This window comes from Paraburkholderia sp. TE9906 (genome assembly GCF_056279605.1).
Genome location: NZ_JBWCCT010000015.1, coordinates 128,656 through 142,933, shown reverse-complemented (window position 1 = coordinate 142,933; position 14,278 = coordinate 128,656). Strand labels below are relative to the sequence as shown.

Sequence of the window (14,278 nt, the reverse complement as noted above, 5' to 3'; positions counted from 1 at the left end):
GCCTAACATCGATACTCGTTCAATCGATCGGGGTCGTTCCAGATGAGCATGTCCATGAGCCGCAATCAACGCGGCACGCTCGCCGCCGCAGGGCTGGGCTTCGTCGTCGTCCTGCTCGATGTCAGCGTCGTGAACGTGGCACTCGACGCCCTCAGAAGCCGCTTCGCGACAGACGTGACCGGCCTGCAATGGGTCGTCAACGCGTACACGCTGGCGTTCGCTTCACTTCTTCTCACCACGGGCGTTCTGGGCGACCGTTTCGGCGCAAAGCGAGCCTTCACCGCAGGGTTCACCGTGTTTACGGCGGCGTCGATCATGTGCGGAATGGCCAACTCGTTGGCGCTTCTGGTGATCGCGCGTGTCGTGCAAGGGATAGGCGCCGCGCTGCTCGTACCCAATTCGCTGGCCATGCTGCGGCAGGCCTTCCCCGACACCGAGCAACGAAGCCGCGCGGTGGGATGGTGGGGTGCGGCAGGGGGCATTGCGCTGGCCGCGGGCCCCGTCCTCGGTGGACTGCTGGTCACTCATGTCGGCTGGCGCAGCATATTTTTGCTCAATCTGCCCATCGGCATCGTGGGGGCGGCGCTCACTCTGCGTCATGCGGCCGACGCACAACCAGCGCCTGGCCGAAGCATCGATCTTCCCGGTCAACTGGCTGCAATCCTGGCGCTAAGCGCTTTGACCGTGTGCATCACGGAAGCAGCCCATTTTGGATTCGATCATCCGCTGGTCTATGGCGCGCTGCTGCTTGCCGTGATCTTCATGCTGGCTTTTGTCTGGGTGGAGTCGCGCAGTACGCAACCCATGTTCCCGCTGGCGCTGTTTCGAACCGCCACGTTTGCCACAGCGTCGGCCGCCGGTGTCATCGTCAACTTTGCGTACTACGGTTTGATCTTTGTTTTCAGCCTCTTCTTTCAGATCGAGCAGCATCTGTCCGCCCAGAGGACGGGACTCGCATTCTTACCCATGACCGTTGTGCTGATGGCGGTGAACATTCTGGCGGCCCGCCTGCTCAACCGGCTCGGCGCAAAGAAACTGATGATCGCGGGGATGGTGATTGCCGCGTCGGGTTACCTGCTTCTCCTGCCAGTCAGTCTGAACGGCTCGTACCGGTTGCTGATCGTGCCAATGCTCATTGCCGCGAGCGGGATTGCGCTCATGGTGCCGACCATGACAAACCTCACGTTGTCGTCCGTGGAGGCGTCCCGATCCGGCATCGCATCGGGCATATTGAACGCCGCGAGGCAGGTAGGCGGCATGCTCGGCGTGGCGGTCTTCGGGTTTTTCGTGCGCGATCCCCGCCCTGATGCGTTCATGCGAGGCATGCATCTTTCCTTGATGACCGCCGCAGCGTTGCTGTTGGCCGGCAGCGTGATGTGTCTGTACGGAATTCGATCACCACGCGCCAAATGCATCGAGACCGCATGCGACATTCTGGCCTCGGACTGATAAGACCGTCCCCAGACGATCACACTGCGCCCGCCGCAGTGACAAACGCAGCGGGCGCCCCATTTCGATCACGCCGTCCTGACCTCCGGAGCAGGCGCCGCGTCGTCGTGCATGACACCCAACAGCCGCGCCTGCGTGAACTCGTCACGCTCCAGCGCTTCGGCGGTGTTCTGATACGCCACGCGTCCGTTGACGAGCACATACACGCGGTCCGCGATCGGCAGCACCATGTCCGCCTGATGCTCGACGATGATCACACTCGCGCGCTCGCGCAAGCGCACCACCGCATCGAGCACTTCCTGCACGACGGCCGGCGCGAGCCCTTCGAACGGTTCGTCGAGCAGGATCGCTTTTGCCGGTGCCATCAACGCGCGGGCAATCGCCACCATCTGCCGCTCGCCGCCCGAGAGATTCTCTGCGCGCGTGTCCTTCCGGTTAGCCAGACGCGGAAAGAGCGCATAGATTTCTTCGACGCTCGCGCCGCCTTTGCGCGCCGCGAGACGCAGGTTTTCATAAACCGTCAGGTTCGGGAACAGCCGCCTGCCCTCCGGCACCATCGCGAGACCGAGCCGGTTGATCACATGGCTCGGCTCGTGGGTGATGTCGCGTCCGTCGAAGGTGATCGTGCCGGCATTGATCTGCACGACTCCGGTGGCTGCGCGCAGCGTGGTGGTCTTGCCCACGCCGTTACGGCCGAGAATCGCCACCACCTCGCCTTCGTTGAGCGTGAGGTCGAGACCGTCGAGAATCGTGTTGCCGCCATAACCGGCCTTCAGATTCCTGATGCTCAGCAGCGGCTTCGTCGCCGCTGCGCGCGCCACGCGCGTGTTCACGCGCTCGGCGATCGGCAGCGTCAGCTTCGAGCGGCCCATGTACGCTTCGATGACTTCCGGATGCGCGGCCACTTCCGCCGGCGCACCATCGGCAATCAGATGTCCGCGGTGCAACACGCTGATGCGGTCGGAAATGGCGAGCACGCGGTCGATATCATGTTCGATCAACACCACCGCATGATGATTCGCGAGTTCGCGTACGATCTTCGCAACGATCTCGCGATCCGCTTCGGCCAGCCCCGCGAGCGGTTCGTCCAGCAGCAGAATCTTCGCCTGAGTCGCCAGCGAAATGGCGATTTCAAGCAGACGCTGTTCACCGTGCGACAGGTTCTCGCACGCGGCAGCAGCCTTGTCGGCGAGGCCGACCGCCGCCAGCAGCGACCACGTGCGGGCATTCTGCTGCGCGCAGCCATGCGCATCGCGCCACATGCCAAGACGTTTTCGTTCAGCCGCCTGCACCGCCACGCGTACGTTCTCGAACACCGTCAGATGAGGAAACACGCTCAGAATCTGGAACGAGCGGCTCATGCCGAGACGCACGCGCTTGAACATCGCCACGCGCGTCACATCCTGACCATCGAAGACGATACGTCCGGCCGTCGGTTGCAGCACACCGGTCAGCATGTTGAAGAAGGTCGTCTTGCCCGCGCCGTTCGGACCGATAAAGCTGTGTAACCGATATGGAAACACATCGAGATCGATCTTGTCGGCGGTGACCAGCGAGCCAAACTGCTTCGACAAACCACGCACCGACAGGATTGGCTTGTCGGGATCGGCATCGATACGCGCGCTTTTATACGGCTCGATGACAGCGGGACGTGCCGGAATCGTGTCACGCACGAGCGTCCAGCGCGGTCTCTTCAGTACGCGCTGCACCAGCCCCTGAATCCCTTCGGGCGAGAAGAACGCAAAGGCAATGATGATCGGCGCGAACAGCAGCCACCAATGCTCCGTCAGACCACTCAATTTGTCTTCGAGCAGAATGAAGGCAATCGCGCCCCACAGCGGCCCGAGGAACTGGTGCACGCCGCCGAGCACGGTCATCAGCAGACTGTCGCCCGCGTGTTCCCAGCTCAGGTTGTTCGCGTACGCGCCTTGCAACATCAGACAGAGCAAGCCGCCCGCATAGCCGATGATGGCCGCGGACACCACGAAAGAAAACAGCTTCAGACGATAGGTGTCATAGCCGAGGCTCGACGCGCGCTGTTCGTTGTCGCGCAGTGCTTGCAACGCGCGACCGAACGGCGAGTGAACGAGGCGCCACAAGATCCACGCGGCCGCCACCACCGTCACGCAGGCAAACACGTGGAACGCCGGGAAGGTCGCGAACATCGGACGCGGTATATCCTGCAGCCCGTTCTCGCCGCCGGTCACGTCGGTCCATTTGAAGGCGATCTCAAAGGCAATCTGCGAGCACGCCAGCGTCAGCAGCGAGAAGTAAAGTCCGCGCCGCTTCAACACCACCGCGCCGATCAGCAACGCCATCCCCGCCGAAAGCGCGACGCTCAACGCGAGAGCGAGCACTTCGTTATGCACGTAGCGCTGCAGCGACACGGCGACCAGATACGTCGACGTCCCGAAGAATACCGACGCGCCGAACGGCACGAGCCCGGTATACGCGACCAGCAGATTCACGCCCATGCCGTACAGCGCATAGATCGCCACCTGCGTCGCACGTTCGAGCGGCGTGCCGGTCAGCGCGAGCAACGCCGAGACGACAACGAGGCAGATCGCGAGGAGCGCGACCGGATGCCTTGAGACGAGTTTGAGATTCATTCGAAGCGCTCCCAACGTTCACCGAAGAGCCCACGTGGGCGCACGAGCAGCACGAGCGCCATCAGCACGTACATCGCGACGGCCGAACCCTCGGGGAAGAACTGCACCGCCAGCGCGGTGACGACGCCCACCAGCAGGCCCGCGACCACCGCGCCCGCGAACGAGCCGAGCCCGCCGATCGTAACGATCACGAAGGCCGGCATCACGGCGGCCGTCGCCATGCTCGGCGTGACGGTCAGCAGCGGCGCGGCGAGCAGACCGGCCGCACCAGCCAGCAATGCACCGAGTCCGAATGCACCGGTCAGCACGCGCGGCAGATTGATGCCGAGCAAGCCGACCATTTCCGGGTCGCGACTGCCGGCGCGCAGGATGCGTCCGTACGGCGTGAACTTGAGAAACCACCACAGCGCGAGCAGGATCACGACCGTCGTGACGAGCACGAACAGGCGGTATTTCGTGAGCAGCAACGGCCCATACACGATGAAGCCCGAGAGTGCCGCCGGCGGACTGAACGGCAAGCCGCCCGCGCCCCACACGAGCCGGATCAGCGCGGTCAACAGCAGCGAGAGCGCGAACGTGACGATCAATCCCAGCAGTGGCTCCTTGCCATAGAGCCGGCGAATGAACACGACCTCGATCAGCATGCCGACCGCGGCAACCAGCACGGGGGCGAGCACGACCGCCCACCAGCCGAAGTGCGTCGACAGCGCAATCGCAAAGTACGCGCCGAGCGCGAACAGCGCCCCGTGCGCGAAGTTGACGATGCCAAGCAGCCCGCAGATGATCGACAGCCCGATCGCGAGCAAGACGTAAAGGAATCCCAGCACCAAGCCATTGGCGATCTGGGACAAGACAATTTCTGCCATGTCCGTACTCCCGGTAGCAGCGTGCTTGAAGGATCAGATCTGGCGCGGCGGCATCGTGCAGCCGACTTCCTGGCGCGAGCCGTAAAGCTTGTCGACGTCGGCGGCGTTCTGCGGCACGACCGACACCTGGTCGAGCCAGTCCCATTTGTCGGTGACGTGGTCCTTCACCTTGAACACGCTCCAGCGACGCACCATCTGGTGGTCCCACGCGCGGTAGTAAGCGGGCACGGCGCCGTCGTCGAGCTTGACGGTTTCGAGGCTCGACGCGATGTCCGCGCCGCTCGTGCTCTTCGCCTGCTTGATGCCTTCGAGCAGGCCCCGGGTCGAGAACCAGCCGAGCCATGCCTTGTCGGCGGGCGGCTTGCCGTACTTCGCCGTATAGCTCTTGATGAAGGCCAGTTCCGCCGGCGTATGGCCGGGCGAGCTGAAATGCCAGGGCTTGCCGTAGTAGCCGGTTGCGGCATCGGGACTGATTGCCCACAGGTCCGAGTCGCCGATGATCGGGCAGGCCACCGGAATCGTCCCTCTCATGCCCATTTCGGCGTACTGCTTGAGAAATGTGGACAGGTCACCGCCGGGCAAACCGAGTACCACCACGTCCGGCTTGGTTTGCCTGATCTTGAGAATGAAGGAGCTGAAATCGGTGGTGTTCAACGGCGTGACGTCCGCGCCCGTCATCGTGCCGCCAGCCTGCTTGAGCAGTTCCGACATCGCGCGCTGAATGTCCTGGCCATACGCGTAATTCGCGACGAGGAAGTGCCAGCGCTTGCCCTTCGCGAGGAGCGACGGCGCGAGCGCGCGGCATGTCACCGGCGTGGGCGCGAGCGTGCGGAACGTGTAAGGGTTGCAACTGCTGCCGGTGAGTTCGCGGGCAGCCGCATTCGGCGAGATGTACGGCACTTTCGTGCGGTTAGCCACGGAGGCCATCGCGAGCGACGTGCCGCTATTGGTGCCGCCGATCACCGCGACCACTTTGTCTTCGTCGACGAGCTTCTGCATGTTCTGCTGCGCCGATTGCGGGTTCGGCTCGTCGTACCAGATCAGATCGACACGCCGGCCGCGCACCTGATTGCCGGCATCGGCCAGCGCCAGCTTCACGCCGTTCGCGATCATCTCGCCCTGCTCGGTCCACACGCCCTGCTTCGCGATCACGAGGCCGAGCTTCAGCGGCTGGTCACCCTGCGCTCGCACGAAGGCCGGTGCGGCCATCATGGCCGCGCCGCTCGCGAGCGTCTTGCCGGCCGCGGCCAGCCAGTCGCGCCGCGTCATTGCTCCCGGCGTCTCGCTTGCGTTGCCGCGCTCTTTGTTGTCGCCACCGTGGTTCTCGCTCATCTGTCTCCGCTCCTGTTTGCCCATTCATAACGGCAGCGAGGTCTGTCGCCGCCGATTCCAATTTTTCTGAATAGTAGTTTTAACTGGAATATGATTCAACAATCTTCAACCCTTACAGGGTTTTCGTGAATATGGGAGGTTCGGAAAAATGAGTGGCGCGTGCGCTACCGTCGCTCGCGGTAGAACGCCAAGGTCTGCCGCAAGCCGTCTTCCAGCGACGTGGCCGGCAAATCCGGCAGCAACCTGTCGAGCGCCGGGTCGTGCGGAAAGTCAGTGGCGATGGGCAACGGCGCGCCGGCGGCGCCAAGACGCGCGCCGGGTGCGAGCACAGATAACCGCTCGATCACGCTATCGACTGAAGCGATCTCTCCTGCCAGCGTGAACACGTGCGCACCCTGCGCCGGGGCAAACAGCGCGGCCTCGTAGGCGGCGGCGACATCGTCGGCAAATACGAGGCCCGTCGATCCCGTGAACGGGATCGTGTACGCGTCGCCGCGCGCCGCCGCGCGGCAGGCGAGACTCGGCCCCGCGCTGGAGCCGCTCTCGCGCCCCGCGCCATACACCACAAGCGGGCGGAAGCCGATGCTGGCGATACCGCAGTCATTCCAATAGGCTCGCGCCGATCCCTCACAGGCGAGCTTGAATGCGCCGTAGTGCGTCTGCGGATGCGGCCGCGCGCCGTCGTCGGGACCGAAGACCCCCGCGCTGCTCGCATACAGCACACTGCGCAGACCCGCCGCGCGCGCCGCGTCGAATACGTTCAGCGTGCCGATCAGATTGATTTGCGCGCCGCGCACTGGATCGCTCGCGCAACTCGGCGTCAGCACGCCTGCGAGATGAATGACGCCGTCGCAATCTTGCAGCGCACGCCTCACGTCGCTCGCCACGGAAATGTCGCCCGTCACCCATTCGACTTCGCGCGCCCTCTCCGGCACGAGTTCGCCCAGGAGGCGCGGGTCGCGACGCGTGTCGAACGTCCGCACGCTGACATTGCGCGCCAATAGACGCCGCATGATCCATGCGGCAAGAAAGCCGCTTCCGCCCGTCACCAGGACCCGCATCGTTTGCTCCTCCAATGTGCGTGAAAATTTTGATTTTTGAGGTTTATGGAATACTATTCCAATAATAAAACTTGTTCTACATATTTCCGTGCCCCGGCACAAGGAGACATCCAGGCGATGAACGAAGCGAGACAAACACAGTGGGACGAGGAAACCGATCTGCTCGTGTTCGGTGCCGGAGCCGGCGGCATGACCGCCGCGCTGGTGGCCCATCACGAAGGCATCAGGGTTCTCGTGTGCGAAAAGACGGATGCGGTCGGCGGCATCACGTCCACCTCCGGAGGCACCACGTGGGTGCCCGGCACGAGTCTGAGCGCGAGCGCCGGTGTGCCCGACAGCGTCGACGACGCGCGGCGCTTCCTCGCCTCGGTGGTCGGCGAGCGCGGCGGCGACGAAGCGCGCGCGGCGTTTCTGGAAAGCGGCCCGGAGGCAATCGACGAACTGCAACGCATCAGCGACGTGAAGTTCGTCGCGGCCACGGCCCACCCGGACTATGTGGCGGGGCCGGGCGCTGCATTTGGCGGACGCGCGTTGGCGCCGGTCGCATTCGACGGCCGCCTGCTCGGCGACGAGTTCGTCCGCGTGAGGCCGCCGCGCAAGGAGTTCATGGGCCTGGGCGGCATGATGGTCGCGCGCACCGATCTGGACGCGCTGCTCGCGCCTTTCGCGTCGAAGAAAAATTTCTCGCGCACGCTGGCCGTGGTGGGCCGCTATATGCTCGACCGGCTGCGCTATCCGCGCGGCACGCAGCTCGTCATGGGCAATGCGCTGGCGGCGCGGCTCTTTTACAGCTTGCGCAAACAGAAGGTGGAAGTCCGCTTCGACACGCCGCTGGTTGAACTCGTGATCGAGCAAGGCGAAGTCACGGGCGCCGTGGTCGAACAGAAAGGCGTGGGACGCAAGCGGATTCGCGCGCGTCGTGGCGTAGTGCTGGCGACTGGCGGCATTACGCGTCATCCGGTGCTGCGCAAGCAGTTGTTTCCCGCCGGGGCTCAACCGTTGTCGCTGTCGCCCGACACGCATACCGGCGACGGCGTCGGCAGTGCGCTCAAGATCAACGCCCGGTTGCACGACGGCCACGACAGCCCCGGTCTCTGGATGCCCTGCTCGATCCTGCGCTCAGGCAACGGACAGGACGCGGTCTGGCCGCACATCATTCTCGATCGGGCGAAACCCGGGCTGATCGCGGTGAACCGCCGCGGCGAACGGTTCGTCAACGAGTCGGACTCGTATCATGACTTCGTGATGGGCATGTTGCGCGACGCGAAAGGCGAAAGCGCACCCGCGCATTTGATCGTGGATGCGGCGTTCATTCGCGACTATGGCCTCGGACTGCTGATGCGCGAACGAAGCGGCGCGCGCATCGCCAGTTTCGAAAAGGCGGGCTATCTGATCAAGGGCGAGACACTGGCCGAACTGGCCGCGAAGCTGGGCGTCGATGCAGCGGGCCTCGAACGCACGGTCGCCACCTACAATCGCGGCGCGGCGCAAGGCCTCGACCCCGCGTTTCAGCGCGGCTCGAGTCCGATGAACCGCTTCAACGGCGATGCCGCGCAGAAGCCCAATCCGTGCATCCGTGCGATCGGCGCCGGCCCGTACTATGCGGTGACGGTGTGGCCTGCGGATCTCGCCTGCAGCGCCGGGCTCGCGGGCAACGCCGATGGCCAGGTGCTCGATAACGACGGGCATGTGATACCCGGCCTGTACGCATGCGGCAACGACCTTGCGTCGATCTTCCGCGGCACCTATCCTGGTCCGGGGACGACGCTCGGCCCTGCGATCGTGTTTGGCTGGCGGATCGCTAAAAATGCGGCTCGCGCCGCGCGGGATTCGGCCGCGCCAACGCGGTTTGATTCGAGCGCGCCGCAGGAGCATTTTCAGGCCACCAGATAAAGGCTTGAGCGACGACCTACGCCAGCTCATGCGCCCACCAGCCGCATTGCTTCCATCGTCTTCTTGAAGCCCAGGATTCTCAGCACTCGCGTGAGATTGTAGGCGAGTACGTTCAAACGCATCTCGGTACCTACGTTGGGCACCTGCGCGTCAGGAAGTGCGAGGGCGTGCATCGTGATTTTATTTTGCATTGCGAACAGGCGCTACTCCAGTATCGATGTAGCGGCCTCCCATGTTGCTCACTCGCGTAACGGTAAACTGCCCGTTCTCCAGTTGGACATTGGTACTCGTCGTCCGGCGCACTGTAGATGAAGTCTGCCTTGTCGAATCGGCCATGGTGTTTCGCGCCCCATGTTGTCGGGTTCGGCCGCATGACAGATTCGCTGCAGTAGCAACGCATCGAGCCAGCCGTTATTCGTTGATCCGCTTCGCGAACTCCGAAATGGCGTCAGCCATTGCCTTGGGCTGTTCCGGCGCCATTGCGTGCCCGGCGTTCGGCACCACAATCACTGTCACCCGGTCACCAAGCATGTTCTTGAGCACGTGCGAGAACTGACGAGGCGCCACTGCATCGTTCTCGCCCTGCAAGTCGAGAATCGGCGCGGTGCCGGCGGCGAAGTAGTCGTCGACCGGGGTGATATTACGAGCATGTCCTTCTGCTTCATGCGCTTCTGGATGCCAGCCCCCCAACCACACGCCAGGGTTGTTTCCCGGCGCGAAGAAGGCCTCTTCAAGGTACCGAAGCCGTTGAGCTTCCGGAAGCCCGAGGTCTGCGGCTCCGTCAATCGCTTTGCGCATCTCCGGGCTGATGGGTTTCCCGTTAAACCCCGGAGGAACCTTGCCCGCTGACGCGGCAGCTAGAACGACGCCCTTTACAAGGTCAGGACGGTCCACCGCTAGCTGACGCGCGGCGAAATTCCCCCAGGCATGTCCGACGACGACAACAGGGCCGGCGTGCTTTTGATCGATGACCATTGCCACGTCAGCTGCAAAGTCGTGAATGCTCAGGTTTTCCATCGGGCCCCTGCTCTTGCCGATCCCGCGCGGTTCAGGGCGTAACACGCGTAACCCATCGGCCATCAGGTACTCAGCGACCTGGTCATAGTCGCGCGCCGAACGCGCCAGCGACGGGAGAATGACGACGGTTGGTCCCTTTCCCTGGCTCAGTACTTCTATCTGGACGTTGCCGCGTTTGATAACTTCGTCGGTCACTTGAGCAGGGTCCAGCGCCGCGAAACTGCTCATTGACATCGCGACGAGAACTCCAGTGAGACCATATTTTGCGAATTTCATGAACGTTTCCTGAAATTTATAAATCCGCGAATCTGCGCCAACATCTGCCGCTACTGAGCGCATGCAGCTACGAACGAGAGTCGTGTCCAATGTCCAGGACATGGATCTACTCGAAACCGAAAAACTCGGCGGGGTTGTCGACCAGTAGCAAGCGACGTTGTTGCTCGCCCGGCGCCATCTGCGCAATCAGGTCGGTAAGGTCGCCGTCGTCGGGCATCGGGCCGTGCAGATTGACGTGCGGCCAGTCGCTGCCCCACAGCACACGCTGCGGTGCATGCGCGGCGAGATTGCGCGCGACCGGCAGCACGTCGTGAAACGGCGTGCCGGTCTTCGACAGACGGTCTGCCGCACTGAGCTTCACCCACACGCGCCCGCTGTCCATCAGGCGGCGCAGTGCTGCAACGGCCGCGCCGTCTGGACCATCGGCGATGTCGAGTCGAGCCATATGGTCAATCACGACCGGCATGTCGAGTGAGAGGATGAACGGCGCGTACTCGACAATGTCGTTTCCGGCCACGTGGATCGCCACGTGCCAGCGGAATGGCCGGATTTTCGCGGCGACGTTGCGGACCACGTCGAGATCGGTGCGCCCGCCCAGATGCGCGAGAAAGTGAAAGCGCGCGCCGCACACGCCGGCAGCGGCCAATTCGGCGATCTGCGAGTCGGGGTCCGTCGGCCGCACCAGCGCGACGCCGCGATAACGGCCCGCGCCATGATGCAGCGCGTCGAGCAGCGGCCGGTGATCGAAACCGTGTCCCTGGCTCTGCACGATTACTGCGCGGCTGAAGCCAAAGCGCTCGTGCCACTTGCGCAACGCGGTCTCCGGCGCGAGCGCGGGGTTGAAGCTGCGTTCGTCGGGCAGCGGATAGCGGTCGAACGGTCCGTAGATGTGGCAGTGCGAGTCGCAACTGCCGGGCGGCAATTGCAGCATCGGTGTGCGCGGATGCGCGAGCGGCGCGTCGGAAGTCTTCAAAACCTGGTTCATGGGTGCGCTCCTTAACCGCAGCGTACGGTCATGCCGCCGTCGACCACCACCTCAGTGCCGGTCACGAAGCGCGCTTCGTCCGATGCGAGGTACAACGCCGCGTTCGCGGTATCGCGGCCATCGCCCATGAAGCCGAGCGGAATCCGCGCAAGACGCTGCGTGAGCAGCGCGTCGACGTCGCCGCCGGCACGCTGGTTTGCGAGCCGCGCCTCGACCATCGGCGTATGCAATTGACCCGGCACCACCGTGTTCACGCGAATCCCCTTGCCTGCATACTCCACCGCGACGACGCGCGACAACTGGATCACGCCGGCCTTCGACGCCGCATACGCGACCTGCGCGGCACCGGTCCAGCGAATGCCGGAGGTCGATGCCGTGTTGACGATCGCGCCCGCGCCCTGGGCTTCCATCACGGGCAAGACATGCTTGCAGGTCAGGTACACGCTTTTCAGATTCAGCGCGATCTGCGCGTCCCATTTGTCTTCATCGAGCGCGACGGGACCGCCCGCCTCCGAGCCGCCGACGTTGTTGACGAGAATGTCCACGCGCCCGTAGGTCTTCACGCAGCCTTCCACCATGCGCGCCACCGCTGCGCTATCGGTCACGTCGCATGCCACGCCAGTGACTTCTGCGCCGACCGCGCGCACGCGCTGAAGCGTGTCCTGCATCGCGTCGAGATTGCGATCGACCGCATAGATCTTCGCGCCTTCCTCGGCAAAGCGCACCGCCACGGCGCGCCCGTTGCCCCAGCCGGGCCCGACGCAGCCCGCCCCCGTCACGATGGCTACCTTGCTGTCGAGTCGTTTGCTCATCTGCTTCATTCTCCGAGCTCGTTTGGCACGCCCGCGGGCTGTGCCACCTGAAAGACGTTGATCGTCATCGAGATCAATGTGTAGTAGCCGGCAAGTCCGACGAGATCGATCACGCCCGCTTCGCCGAGCCGCTCGACGGCTTCCGCGTAGCGCGCATCTGATACCTTGCGGTCGCGATGCAACTCGGTCAGGAACGCATGGATCACGGCTTCATCTGGCTGCGAGAAAACGGGCTGAGCGTGTGTGCGAATCGCTTCGACCACATCGCGGCTCACGCCCGCTTCGAGCGCGATCGGCTTGTGCGCGTACCATTCGTATTCCGAGCCCCAGACGCGGGCCAGCGTCAGAATCGCGAGTTCCGACAGGCGGGGCGGCAACGTCGTTTCATAGCGGCAATAGCGGCCCAGTGCCTGCGCATGCTGGGCCAGTTCCGGGCGATGCAGCCAGACGGCGAGCGGCCCGCGTACGCCCTTGCGTGGACCGCTGGCGATCGCGTCGTGTGCGCCACGTTGCGCCGGAGTCATCTGATCGGGATCGAGATCGGCGATACGTTTCATCGAAGTTCCTTGTTGAGCATGAGATGCCTGAAGTGAGCGGTGAAGCCGCTATTTCGTGGATGACCGGGTCGACGCGAGCGCCGCCGCGCGCGTCTCGTGACTGTCTTGCGCGCGACGCGGCCCCTGGCACGCGCGAAAGGTGTCAGCGTCGAACGCGTGTTCCCATTTCGCCAGGGCGATCACGGCGACCGTATTGCCGATCATGTTGGTCAACGCGGTGGCCGTCGCCATCAGGCGGTCGATGCCGAACAGCAACCCGAGCCCGCCCAGGGGCAACACGCGCAGCGATTCCATCGTGGCGGCGAGCTTGATGAATGCGCCGCCCGCAACTGTCGTGCCGCCTTTCGAAGTCAGCGTCAGCACGCCGAGCAACGCGATCTGCTGGGCGATCGAGAACGGCGTATCGGTGGCCTGCGCGATGAAGCCAACTGACATCGCCATATAGATGCCGGTGCCGTCGAGATTGAAGCTGTAGCCGGCCGGCAGCACGAAGCCGACCACCATTTCATCGCAACCGGCCTGCTGCAACTTTTGCACGAGACGGGGAAACGCCACCTCGCCCGAGGCGGTACCGAACACGAGCAGCAGTTCCTCGCGAATCAGGCGCAGCACCGCGAAGATCGACACGCCGCACGACGCGGTGATGCCGCCGAACACAATCAGCACGAAGCCGATCGAACCGGCCCAGTAGAGCAGCACGAGCTTCATCAGATAGAGCATCGTGGCGCCGCCGTAGCTGCCCACCGCGGCGGCCATCGCGCCGAATGCGCCGATGGGAGCGAGCCGCATGATGAAGCCGAGAATCGTGAACAGCACGCGCTGCGCCTCGCCGACGCCGCGCAGCAGAATGGAATCGCGGCCGACCGACAGGTTCAGCGCGATACCCGCCAGGATCGCGATTAATAGCACCTGCAAAATGTTGCCGGTCGCGAACGCACCGACAAGCGTGGTCGGCACGATGCCCAGCAGAAAATCGGTGACAGACATGTGCGCGGCCGATTCCGCGAACTGCGCGACCTTCCCGCTGCTTTCGAGGTGCGCCGCATGCATGCCGACACCGGGCTTGAACACGTTGACGAGCACGAGACCCACGAACATCGCGAGCGTGCTGACCACCTCGAAATAGATCAGCGTCTTTGCGCCGAGCCGCCCCAGCTTGCGCATGTCCTGCACGTGCGACATGCCGTGCACGACGGTGCAGAACACAATCGGCGCGAGCAGCATGCGCAGCAGGCCGATAAAGGCGTCGCCGAGCGGTTTCATGGCGATCGCGGTGGCCGGTGCGACGATGCCGACCAGCACCGCGAGCATGAGCGCAAGCAGCACCTGGACGTGCAGCTTCCTGAGTTGTGCCATCCCTGTCTCCGTTATCTGTTCTTCGTTAGCGTTCGTGGCCACGGCTCAGATGCAGCCGTCGCGTG

Annotated in this window: 11 protein-coding genes and 1 pseudogene; 2 read left to right on the top strand and 10 right to left on the bottom strand. The window is 63.9% G+C overall.

Annotated features, from left to right (window positions below; all coding sequences use genetic code 11):
* Positions 1-54: 54 nt before the first annotated feature.
* Complete coding sequence (locus ACZ9H4_RS30455) at positions 55-1,449, top strand: MFS transporter (protein ID WP_408323329.1); 1,395 nt, start codon at positions 55-57, stop codon at positions 1,447-1,449.
* A 68-nt stretch (positions 1,450-1,517) separates the two neighbouring features.
* On the opposite strand, the gene ACZ9H4_RS30450 is transcribed toward ACZ9H4_RS30455, so the two are convergent.
* From ACZ9H4_RS30450 to ACZ9H4_RS30435, 4 genes are all read right to left on the bottom strand, one after another.
* Positions 1,518-4,058: a branched-chain amino acid ABC transporter ATP-binding protein/permease gene (locus ACZ9H4_RS30450; RefSeq protein WP_408152213.1), complete on the bottom strand. Its 2,541-nt coding sequence runs from the start codon at positions 4,056-4,058 to the stop codon at positions 1,518-1,520.
* On the bottom strand, positions 4,055-4,924 hold the full coding sequence (locus ACZ9H4_RS30445; RefSeq protein ID WP_408141134.1) for a branched-chain amino acid ABC transporter permease: 870 nt from the start codon (positions 4,922-4,924) through the stop codon (positions 4,055-4,057). Before ACZ9H4_RS30445 ends, ACZ9H4_RS30450 begins: the two co-directional genes overlap by 4 nt.
* Positions 4,925-4,957: 33 nt before the next feature.
* Positions 4,958-6,256, bottom strand: coding sequence for an ABC transporter substrate-binding protein (locus ACZ9H4_RS30440; protein WP_408141133.1), 1,299 nt, complete (start codon positions 6,254-6,256; stop codon positions 4,958-4,960).
* Between the two features lie 164 nt (positions 6,257-6,420).
* On the bottom strand, positions 6,421-7,317 hold the full coding sequence (locus tag ACZ9H4_RS30435) for an NAD-dependent epimerase/dehydratase family protein (protein WP_408152212.1): 897 nt from the start codon (positions 7,315-7,317) through the stop codon (positions 6,421-6,423).
* A gap of 117 nt (positions 7,318-7,434) precedes the next feature.
* Between ACZ9H4_RS30435 and ACZ9H4_RS30430 the strand changes: the two genes are divergently transcribed.
* Positions 7,435-9,210, top strand: a complete 1,776-nt coding sequence (locus ACZ9H4_RS30430) for an FAD-dependent oxidoreductase (protein WP_408152211.1) — start codon at positions 7,435-7,437, stop codon at positions 9,208-9,210.
* Between the two features lie 26 nt (positions 9,211-9,236).
* Here ACZ9H4_RS30430 and ACZ9H4_RS30425 read toward each other — a convergent pair.
* From ACZ9H4_RS30425 to ACZ9H4_RS30400, 6 genes and pseudogenes are all read right to left on the bottom strand, one after another.
* Positions 9,237-9,577 (bottom strand): annotated as a pseudogene (locus tag ACZ9H4_RS30425) (IS5/IS1182 family transposase); the annotation flags it as partial.
* A gap of 44 nt (positions 9,578-9,621) precedes the next feature.
* On the bottom strand, positions 9,622-10,503 hold the full coding sequence (locus tag ACZ9H4_RS30420; RefSeq protein ID WP_408152209.1) for an alpha/beta fold hydrolase: 882 nt from the start codon (positions 10,501-10,503) through the stop codon (positions 9,622-9,624).
* Between the two features lie 106 nt (positions 10,504-10,609).
* The gene (locus tag ACZ9H4_RS30415; RefSeq protein ID WP_408141128.1) at positions 10,610-11,488 is read right to left on the bottom strand and encodes an amidohydrolase family protein; all 879 of its coding nucleotides are present in this window, start codon (positions 11,486-11,488) and stop codon (positions 10,610-10,612) included.
* 11 nt (positions 11,489-11,499) lie between these two features.
* Entirely contained in the window at positions 11,500-12,300 is an 801-nt protein-coding gene (locus ACZ9H4_RS30410) for an SDR family NAD(P)-dependent oxidoreductase (protein ID WP_408141127.1), read from the bottom strand.
* Between the two features lie 5 nt (positions 12,301-12,305).
* On the bottom strand, positions 12,306-12,857 hold the full coding sequence (locus tag ACZ9H4_RS30405; protein WP_408141126.1) for a carboxymuconolactone decarboxylase family protein: 552 nt from the start codon (positions 12,855-12,857) through the stop codon (positions 12,306-12,308).
* A gap of 48 nt (positions 12,858-12,905) precedes the next feature.
* Positions 12,906-14,213 carry a cation:dicarboxylate symporter family transporter gene (locus tag ACZ9H4_RS30400; protein WP_408141125.1) on the bottom strand — a complete coding sequence of 436 codons (1,308 nt, stop codon included), beginning with the start codon at positions 14,211-14,213 and terminating at the stop codon, positions 12,906-12,908.
* Between the last annotated feature and the right edge of the window lie 65 nt (positions 14,214-14,278).

What these genes read in the sequence shown, in the direction of transcription:
- ACZ9H4_RS30455 (WP_408323329.1), top strand. Translation starts at nt 55, where the DNA reads ATGAGCCGCAATCAACGCGGCACGCTCGCCGCCGCAGGGCTGGGCTTC.
- ACZ9H4_RS30450 (WP_408152213.1), bottom strand. Translation starts at nt 4,058, where the DNA reads ATGAATCTCAAACTCGTCTCAAGGCATCCGGTCGCGCTCCTCGCGATC.
- ACZ9H4_RS30445 (WP_408141134.1), bottom strand. Translation starts at nt 4,924, where the DNA reads ATGGCAGAAATTGTCTTGTCCCAGATCGCCAATGGCTTGGTGCTGGGA.
- ACZ9H4_RS30440 (WP_408141133.1), bottom strand. Translation starts at nt 6,256, where the DNA reads ATGAGCGAGAACCACGGTGGCGACAACAAAGAGCGCGGCAACGCAAGC.
- ACZ9H4_RS30435 (WP_408152212.1), bottom strand. Translation starts at nt 7,317, where the DNA reads ATGCGGGTCCTGGTGACGGGCGGAAGCGGCTTTCTTGCCGCATGGATC.
- ACZ9H4_RS30430 (WP_408152211.1), top strand. Translation starts at nt 7,435, where the DNA reads ATGAACGAAGCGAGACAAACACAGTGGGACGAGGAAACCGATCTGCTC.
- ACZ9H4_RS30420 (WP_408152209.1), bottom strand. Translation starts at nt 10,503, where the DNA reads ATGAAATTCGCAAAATATGGTCTCACTGGAGTTCTCGTCGCGATGTCA.
- ACZ9H4_RS30415 (WP_408141128.1), bottom strand. Translation starts at nt 11,488, where the DNA reads ATGAACCAGGTTTTGAAGACTTCCGACGCGCCGCTCGCGCATCCGCGC.
- ACZ9H4_RS30410 (WP_408141127.1), bottom strand. Translation starts at nt 12,300, where the DNA reads ATGAGCAAACGACTCGACAGCAAGGTAGCCATCGTGACGGGGGCGGGC.
- ACZ9H4_RS30405 (WP_408141126.1), bottom strand. Translation starts at nt 12,857, where the DNA reads ATGAAACGTATCGCCGATCTCGATCCCGATCAGATGACTCCGGCGCAA.
- ACZ9H4_RS30400 (WP_408141125.1), bottom strand. Translation starts at nt 14,213, where the DNA reads ATGGCACAACTCAGGAAGCTGCACGTCCAGGTGCTGCTTGCGCTCATG.